This window comes from Streptomyces sparsogenes subsp. cuspidosporus, from assembly GCF_039532705.1.
Lineage (GTDB): Bacteria > Actinomycetota > Actinomycetes > Streptomycetales > Streptomycetaceae > Streptomyces > Streptomyces sparsogenes.
Genome location: NZ_BAAASD010000055.1, coordinates 40,265 through 47,707 on the forward strand (window position 1 = coordinate 40,265; position 7,443 = coordinate 47,707).

The 7,443-nt window shown below is 73.2% G+C and carries 7 protein-coding genes and 1 pseudogene; 3 read left to right on the forward strand and 5 right to left on the reverse strand.

Going from position 1 to position 7,443, the window contains the following annotated elements; translation table 11 throughout:
- Positions 1–126: 126 nt before the first annotated feature.
- The 3 genes and pseudogenes from ABFY07_RS38120 to ABFY07_RS38130 all read right to left on the reverse strand — a co-directional run bounded on the left by ABFY07_RS38120 (position 127) and on the right by ABFY07_RS38130 (position 2,415).
- Positions 127–1,278, reverse strand: a complete 1,152-nt coding sequence (locus tag ABFY07_RS38120) for a serine/threonine-protein kinase (protein WP_346178868.1) — start codon at positions 1,276–1,278, stop codon at positions 127–129.
- 256 nt (positions 1,279–1,534) lie between these two features.
- Positions 1,535–1,768, reverse strand: a pseudogene (locus ABFY07_RS38125) (twin-arginine translocase TatA/TatE family subunit); the annotation flags it as partial.
- A gap of 71 nt (positions 1,769–1,839) precedes the next feature.
- A complete protein-coding gene (locus tag ABFY07_RS38130; RefSeq protein ID WP_346178869.1) occupies positions 1,840–2,415 on the reverse strand; it encodes a TerD family protein in 576 nt (191 codons plus the stop codon).
- Between the two features lie 210 nt (positions 2,416–2,625).
- On the opposite strand from ABFY07_RS38130, the gene ABFY07_RS38135 reads away from it, so the two are divergent.
- Together ABFY07_RS38135 and ABFY07_RS38140 are read left to right on the forward strand one after the other, a co-directional pair.
- Positions 2,626–3,030 (forward strand): BlaI/MecI/CopY family transcriptional regulator, encoded by a 405-nt coding sequence (locus ABFY07_RS38135; RefSeq protein WP_065962374.1) that lies wholly within the window; start codon positions 2,626–2,628, stop codon positions 3,028–3,030.
- 1 nt (position 3,031) lies between these two features.
- On the forward strand, positions 3,032–3,979 hold the full coding sequence (locus ABFY07_RS38140; RefSeq protein ID WP_346178870.1) for a M56 family metallopeptidase: 948 nt from the start codon (positions 3,032–3,034) through the stop codon (positions 3,977–3,979).
- Positions 3,980–4,003: 24 nt separating this feature from the next.
- Here the strand turns inward: ABFY07_RS38140 and ABFY07_RS38145 are convergent, their stop codons facing one another.
- Entirely contained in the window at positions 4,004–4,459 is a 456-nt protein-coding gene (locus ABFY07_RS38145; protein ID WP_065962370.1) for a tellurite resistance TerB family protein, read from the reverse strand.
- A 123-nt stretch (positions 4,460–4,582) separates the two neighbouring features.
- Positions 4,583–5,596, reverse strand: a complete 1,014-nt coding sequence (locus tag ABFY07_RS38150; RefSeq protein ID WP_346178871.1) for a sporulation protein — start codon at positions 5,594–5,596, stop codon at positions 4,583–4,585.
- Positions 5,597–5,880: 284 nt separating this feature from the next.
- Between ABFY07_RS38150 and ABFY07_RS38155 the strand changes: the two genes are divergently transcribed.
- A complete protein-coding gene (locus ABFY07_RS38155) occupies positions 5,881–7,335 on the forward strand; it encodes a hemolysin family protein (RefSeq protein ID WP_346178872.1) in 1,455 nt (484 codons plus the stop codon).
- Positions 7,336–7,443 lie beyond the last annotated feature (108 nt).

A 7,443-nucleotide genomic window follows, 5' to 3' on the forward strand; every position in this document is an offset into this window, starting at 1 on the left:
TTCGTCTCCGTCGACGACGAGGCCCGCCGGACGCTGGAACCCCGGCCCATGTCCGGCTGACCGCGTGACCCCCTGGCGAGGGGCGGTCCGCCGGCCCGTCGGCGGATCAGAACAACGCGATGCCGATCAGAACAACGCGATGCCGATCAGAATCGCGATGACGAAGGCCACCAGACCGGCGATCAGGCTCGCCACCCTCGGCCGGCGCCGGACGAGTTCGCGGGCGCCCTGCCGCTGCGCGGGGGCGGGCCGGCGCCGTCGGTCGGCCGGCGCGGCGGCTTGGGGCAGGCGGTACGTGGCCACGGAAGGTGTCTCGGGCGCGCGGGGCGGCATGGTGGCCGCTCCGGATGCCGGGCCGGCGGCCGGAGTGGTGCCGAAGACCTGGGCGTGCGGGGGCGGCCCCGGCATGGCGGCGGGCGCGGGCGCGGGGGCGGGGGCGGGCATGGGCTCCGGCATGGGCTCGGGGCGGCCCTGCCAGGCGCCGGAGCCGAACCAGTCGGCGATCTGCTGCGCGGTGGGGCGGTCCTCGGGCTGCTTGGCGAGCATGCCGAGCAGGTAGTTCTCGAAGGCGGGCGGCAGGGCGGCGCCCCGGTGGCTGGGCGGCAGCGGCGGGGCGTCGATGTGCTGGGCGAGCGTGGCGGCGGAGGTGTCCGCCTGGAACGGCGGGGTGCCGGTCAGCAGTTGGTACAGCAGGCAGCCCAGCGAGTACACGTCGGAGGCCGGCCCCGCGGGCCGCCCCAGGGCGCGCTCGGGGGCGAGGTAGAGGCTGGTGCCGATGATCTGCCCGGCCGTGGTGAGCGCGGTGGCGGGGTCGTCGACGAACCGGGCGATCCCGAAGTCGCCGATCTTGACCATTCCGTCGGCATCGGACATCAGGTTGCCCGGCTTGATGTCCCGGTGGACGATCCCCGTGCGGTGCGCGGACGCCAGCCCCGCGGCCGCCTGGGCGGCGACCGCGGCCACCCGCTCCGCGCGGAGCGTGCCCTCGGCGGCCAGCTCCTGGGCGAGGCTGCGGCCCTCGACCAACTCCATCACCAGGTAGAAACGCCCGTCGCGCGCTCCGAAGTCGAAGACACCCACGATGTTGGGGTGGCTCAACCGGGCCGCCGTCTGGGCCTCGAGCCGGAAGCGGGCCGCCGCCTGTGAGCCGGGGTCGTCCCCGATCAGCAACTTGACGGCGACCGTCCGTCTCAGCACCTCGTCGGTGGCGCGCCAGACCTCGCCCATGCCTCCGCGGCCTATGGGCGTCTCCAACCGGTACCGATCCGCCACCAGCACGTGCGCACCAACCTCGATCCTGATCGAACCTGAAGCAAACCGACGCGGACGGACAACGGCACCGTACGAGGTGGTGGTGGGGGGACCGCGACCGCTTCAGGGTACCGACAGTTCCGCTCGGTGCTGTGCGGCCGTGGCCCCCGCCCGAGCGGGATCAGCGCGGCCCGGCGCCGCTGCCGGTGCCCGTGCCGTTGCCCCTGCCCGTGCCGTTGTCGTCGCCTGTGCCGCCGTCCTTGCCGCCCTCCTTGCCATGGCCCGGATCGGTCTCCGTCCGGGAGCGGATGACATCGCCGGGCTCGGCCCGGATCACCCGGTGTCCGGACCCGTCCTGGGAGACGGCGGGCGAGGCTTCGGAGTTCATCGCCTTGGCCTCGCTCTTGAGGATGCGGGCCGACTTGCCCATGGAGCGGACCAGGTCCGGGAGCTTCTTGGCCCCGATCACGACGATGACGACGATGAGGAGGAGCGAGAGCTCACTGATCCCGAGCATCGGTACCTGCTTTCCTGGGCGTGGCGGTGCGGTCGGGGTGGCGTGAGGGCCGGCGCCGGGGCCGTCGCGGATCAGACGTTGACGCCGAAGTCGGCGGCGATGCCCGCCAGGCCGGAGGCGTAACCCTGGCCGACCGCCCGGAACTTCCACTCCGCGCCGTGGCGGTACAGCTCGCCGAAGACCATCGCGGTCTCCGTCGCCGCGTCCTCGCTCAGGTCGTAGCGGGCGATCTCGGCGCCGCCGGCCTGGTTGACGACGCGGATGAAGGCGTTGCGCACCTGGCCGAAGCTCTGGCCGCGTGCCTCGGCGTCGTGGATGGACACCGGGAAGACGATCCTGGTGACCTCGGCGGGTACGGCGGCCAGGTCGACCTTGATGACCTCGTCGTCGCCCTCGCCCTCGCCGGTGAGGTTGTCGCCGGTGTGCTCGACCGAGCCGTCGGGGCTGGTGAGGTTGTTGTAGAAGACGAAATGCTGGTTGGAGGCCACCTTGCCGGACTCGTCCAGGAGCAGGGCGCTGGCGTCCAGGTCGTAGTCCGTGCCTGTCGTGGTCCGCACGTCCCAGCCGAGGCCGACCAGGACGGCCGTCAGGCCCGGCGCCTCCTTGGTGAGCGAGACGTTGCCGCCTTTGGACAGGGAAACTCCCACGTTCTCCTCCTGTGCTCGATGGGCCAGTGCCCGATGGGCCGGTGCCCGAGGGCCTGCCCCCGATGGGCCGAAGCAAAATCTACATCACTGTAGAAGACGCGTGGGGGCGGTGCGCGGCCTCCGAGGAGGTACGGTCCTGTGTCAGCCGGCCGCGAGCAGCGCGCGGCCCGGCGGCGTACGGCGCGTCCCGGCGGAGCGGAGGGAGACGGTGTGAGGGACCAGGACAAGGACGGTCCGCGCCCGCGTTCTCGTCGGCGCGGGCAGGGCGAGCTGGAGGCGCAGGTCCTGGAGGTGCTGTGCCGGGCGGGCGGCCCGGTCACGGCGGCCTGGGTGCAGGAGCGGCTCGAGGGCGACCTGGCGTACACGACGGTGATGACGATCCTGTCCCGGCTGCACACCAAGCAGGCCGTGGCGCGGGAGCGGGTGGGCCGGTCGTTCGTGTGGCGGGCCCAGGCCGACGAGGCGGGCCTGGCCGCGCTGCGGATGCGCCGGGTGCTGGACGGCCAGGACGACCGGGAGGCCGTGCTGGCGAGCTTTGTGACGGGGCTGTCCGCGGACGACGAGCGGCTGCTGCGCGACCTGTTGGGCGAGGCCGCGGAGGAGTCGGAGGGCTGACATGGGCGTGTTCGTCTTCCTCCCCCTGGTGCTGCCGCTCACGGCGCTGCCGATCGCGCGCCTGGCCGAGCAGCATCTCCACCCGCGTGCCGCCACCCGCCTGCTGACCTTCGTCGGGGGCGTGCTCGCGCTGTGCTCGACGCTGTGCCTGGGCCTGCTGGTCGTCGTCGGCACGGCCCAACTGCCGGGCAATCCGCTCCCGGACGGCTGGTCCGACCCCGAGGTGCGGGCCGCGGTGCCGTACGACGAGGTGGCCGGGAAGGCCGCGATCGGCGCGCTGGCCGTGGTGGCCGTCGGCTGTACGGCCACGGTGGTGCGGCATGTGAGCGTGCGGCGGCGCGCCCAGGCGGCGCTGGCCGGCCTGCCGCAGTCGCCGGTCGCGGTGCTGCCCGACGGCAAGGCGTACGCGTACGCGCTGCCGGGCGGGCCAGGGGCGTGTCGCGAGCGGGGGCGGATCGTCGTCTCCACCGCGATGCTGGACTGCCTGACCGCGCGCGAACGGCAGGCGCTGATCGCCCATGAGCGGTCCCACCTGGACGGGCGGCACCACCGCCACCTCCTGGTGGCCCAGTTGGCGGCGCGGGCGAACCCGCTGCTGCACGCGCTGCGGGGCGCGGTGGCCTACTGCGCGGAGCGGTGGGCCGACGAGGAGGCGGCCCGGGCGGTGGGGGACCGCCGGGTGATGGCGCGGGCGGTGGGCAAGGCGGCCCTGGTCTCCCAGGGCACGCCCGCCCCCACGCTGGCGGGCTTCGCCGCGCCCGGGCCCGTGCCCCGGCGGGTGGCCGCGCTGCTGGGCCCGGTGCCCCCGGCCCGGTGGTGGCCGCCGGTGGCCACCGCGGCCGGGCTGGCCGCGTGGATCGCGGCCGCCGGCACCGCCGCGTCCGCGCTGTCCTCGGCGAACGCGGCGGTGGCGCTGTTCCTCGTCCTCCAGGCCGCCACCCCCCTGTAGGGCGCCGGCGCCGGAGGCGTTGGCTTACAGGTCGAACTCGGCCGGCGGCAGGTCGAGCGCGAAGCAGGCCTCGCGGACCACGGCCTGCTCGGTCTTGTCGAAGTCGCCGTCGGCGCCGCCGATGACGATGCCGATCTGGATGACGGCCCGCGCCTCGGCGGGCTTCTTCTTCGCCTTGGCGACCTCCTGCAACAGGCTGACCTTGCCGAAGTCGAAGTCGGCGGTGAGCTTGTTGAGGTAGTCGTTGAAGCGGCGCTGCAGGTCGTCCGCGGGGAAGTTCTGCAGCACCTCGTTCGTGGCGATGAGTTGGGCGACGCGCTGCCGCTCGGACGGGTCGACGCTGCCGTCGGCCGCCGCGACCAGGGCACACATCGCCATGCTCGCGTCGCGGAACGCCCCGCTCTTGAGGTCGTTCTTCTTCGCGACGAGCTGGGTCTGCATCGTCTGGGCGGAATCCTTGATGCGATCCCACAGGGCCATGAGAACTCCGTACGTGAGGTGTTTCTACAGTGGTGTAAAAGCTAGCAGGGCGCGCGGCCTTCCGGCTCGGTCGTCCCCTTCGTCGGCTCGGTCCTGTTCGCCGTCTCGGTCCTCTTCGCCGCCTCAGTCCTCTTCGTCCTCGAAGGCGTCGCCGATCTCGTCGACTACCTCGGCCGCCACGATGCCGCCGACCACGCCGACCGCGACCCCGGCCGCGACGCCCGCGACCACCGCGCCGGTGCTCGGGCCGGAGCGGTGGTGGCCGTCGTGCCCGTGGCCATGTCCGTGCCCGTGGCCGTCGTGCGCATACCCGTCGTGGTGGCCGTAATCCTGCCCGTAGGGCGCGCCGTGGGAGCCGTACGAGCCGTGGTTCTCGACCATCTGCCGCACCCAGGCGTCCACCTCCGCGTTCCAGTCGCGGTGTTCGACGCCCTCGTGGCCGACCGTGAAGCGGTTGACGGCGTCGTGGCCGCCGGAGAAGAGGCCGCCGCGCTTGTCGGCCTCGAGGACGACCTCCATGCCGCCGGGGTGGGCGAGGAAGGTGACCTCGATCTCGTTCACGGCGTGGGCGTACTGCGGCGCGGGGGTGAGTTCGATCTCCTGGTAGAACGGCAGCGTCTGCCCCGTGCCACGGATGTGACCCAGTTCCAGGTCGGCCGACTTGAAGCCGAAGCCCAGCTGTCCGAAGGCCTCCAGGACCGCCTCCTGGGCGGGCAGCGGGCCCACGGTCAGCGGGTCCAGGTCGCCCTTGTCCTTGGCGCCCGCCACCGCCAGTTCGGTGCGCACGCCCAGGACGATGCCCAGCGGCTGTCCGTACAGCTCGGTGACGGGCGTCTCCCACGGGAGGGTGACGGAGAACGGGACGCTGCGGTCTTCCCCCTCGGCGAGCCGGAACCCGCCGCCGACCGTGAAGCGGTCGAAGGCCACGACGCCTTCGCGCTCGCCCTCCTCGTACTCGGCCTCGACCCGGGCGACCAGCTCCAGGGTGATCTGCTCGATGTCGAAGTCCGAGGACCCGCCCTTGAGGTGGACCTGGCCGCTCAGCGCGCCACCGGGGCGCACCGGGCCGCCCTCCAGGACCGTGTCCACGGTGGGGCCGCCGATGCCGAGGGAGCCGAGCAGTCGTTTGAACACCATCGCGGCGTTCACTCCTTCACAAGTATTCTGTTCCGCGTCGTTCTCTACACGCATGTAGAAGCATAGAGGCGACGCGTCCCCCCGGGAATGCTTTACCATCCCTTTACGTTGACTGGGGGAGGATGCGTCCCCCGGAAACCCCGAGAGGCTCCGGAAAGCCCCGAGAGACCCCGGAAACCCTGAGAGAACGAGGAAAGGAGCGGCGGACCCGCCATGGGTGAACCTCCCAGTACCGGCCGTGTCGTCCCCCGTCGGCAGTCGAGCGGGAAGTGGGGGGTGGCACGGTGACCGAGGTCCTGCTGCTCCTCCTCGCCCTGGTCCTCACCCTGGCCTGCGCGGTCTTCGTGGCCGCCGAGTTCTCGCTCACCACCGTCCAGCGCGGTGAGCTGGAGCGCGCCGCCGAGGCGGGCGAGCGCGGCGCCGGGGGCGCGCTGGCGGCGGTCCGGCGGCTGACCTTCCAGCTGTCCGGCGCCCAACTGGGCATCACCGTCACCTCCCTGGTGATCGGCATGCTCGCCGAGCCCTCACTCGCCGCGCTGTTGCTCGGGCCCCTGCGGGCCGTCGGCCTGGGCGGCGCCGCCTCCTCGGTGGCCACCGTCCTGGGCGTGGCCGTCTCCACGGTGGTGCTGATGGTGGTCGGCGAGCTGGTGCCCAAGAACTGGGCCATCTCCCGCCCGCTGGCCGTGGCCAAGGTCGTGGCGGGCCCCCAGCGCGGCTTCACCGCCGCCTTCTCGCCCTTCATCCGCCACCTCAACAACACCGCCAACCGGTTCGTACGCCGCCTGGGCCTGGAGCCCGCCGAGGAGCTGGCCGGCGCCCGCACCCCCGAGGAACTGGTGGCCCTGGTCCGCCACTCCGCCGAGCGGGGGGCCATCGAGCCGGACTCGGCCGAGCTGTTCGTCCGCACCCTCCACCTGGGCGAGCTGACCGCCGAGAACGTGATGACCCCGCGCGTGGACGTCCAGGCCCTGGAGGCCCACGCCACCGCCGCCGACGCCGCCGACCTCACCTTCGCCACCGGCCTGTCCCGCTTCCCCGTCTACCGCGACAGCCTGGACGAGGTCATCGGCACCGTCCACATCCGCGACGTGCTCGCCCTGGACCCGGCCAAGCGCGCCGCCACCCCCGTCACCCACCTGGCCACGCGCCCGCTGCTGGTGCCCGACACCCTGCCCGTCGGCACCCTGCTGCAGCGCCTGCGTGCCGAGGGCGCCATGGCCGTGGTCATCGACGAGTACGGCGGCACCGCCGGGGTGGTCACCGTCGAGGACGTCGTCGAGGAGGTCATCGGCGAGGTCCGCGACGAACACGACCCGCTCGACCCCCCCGACCTGCTGCCCGCTCCGCCCGCCGACGACGGCCGCGCCGTCTGGGAGGCCGACGGCGGCGTGCGCCTCGACCAGCTCGCCGGCATCGGCCTCGCCGCGCCCGACGGCCCGTACGAGACCCTGGCCGGGCTGCTCGCCACCCGCCTGGCGCGCATCCCCGCCGAAGGCGACACCGTCCACCTCGACGGCTGGGAGCTGACCGTGCTCGACGTCGACCACCACCGCGCCGACCGCGTCACCCTCACCGCCCCCGCGAAGCCCACGGAGCCCGCGAAGTCCACGGAGCCCGGTAGTACCGCAGCGGCCGCGAAGCCCGCGACGGCCGCGAAGCCCGCGACGCCCGGTAGTACCGCAGCGGCCGCGAAGCCCGCGACGCCCGCAACGCCTCAGGAGGAGGCTTCCCAATGCTGATGTCAAGCCGCTGTCGTGACGGGTGGTGTGACTTGGTAACACCGTCCGTCACGGATGAGAGCCCAGAGCACGTTGACACGGCGCCGGGCGAGGGCGAGGACGGCCTGG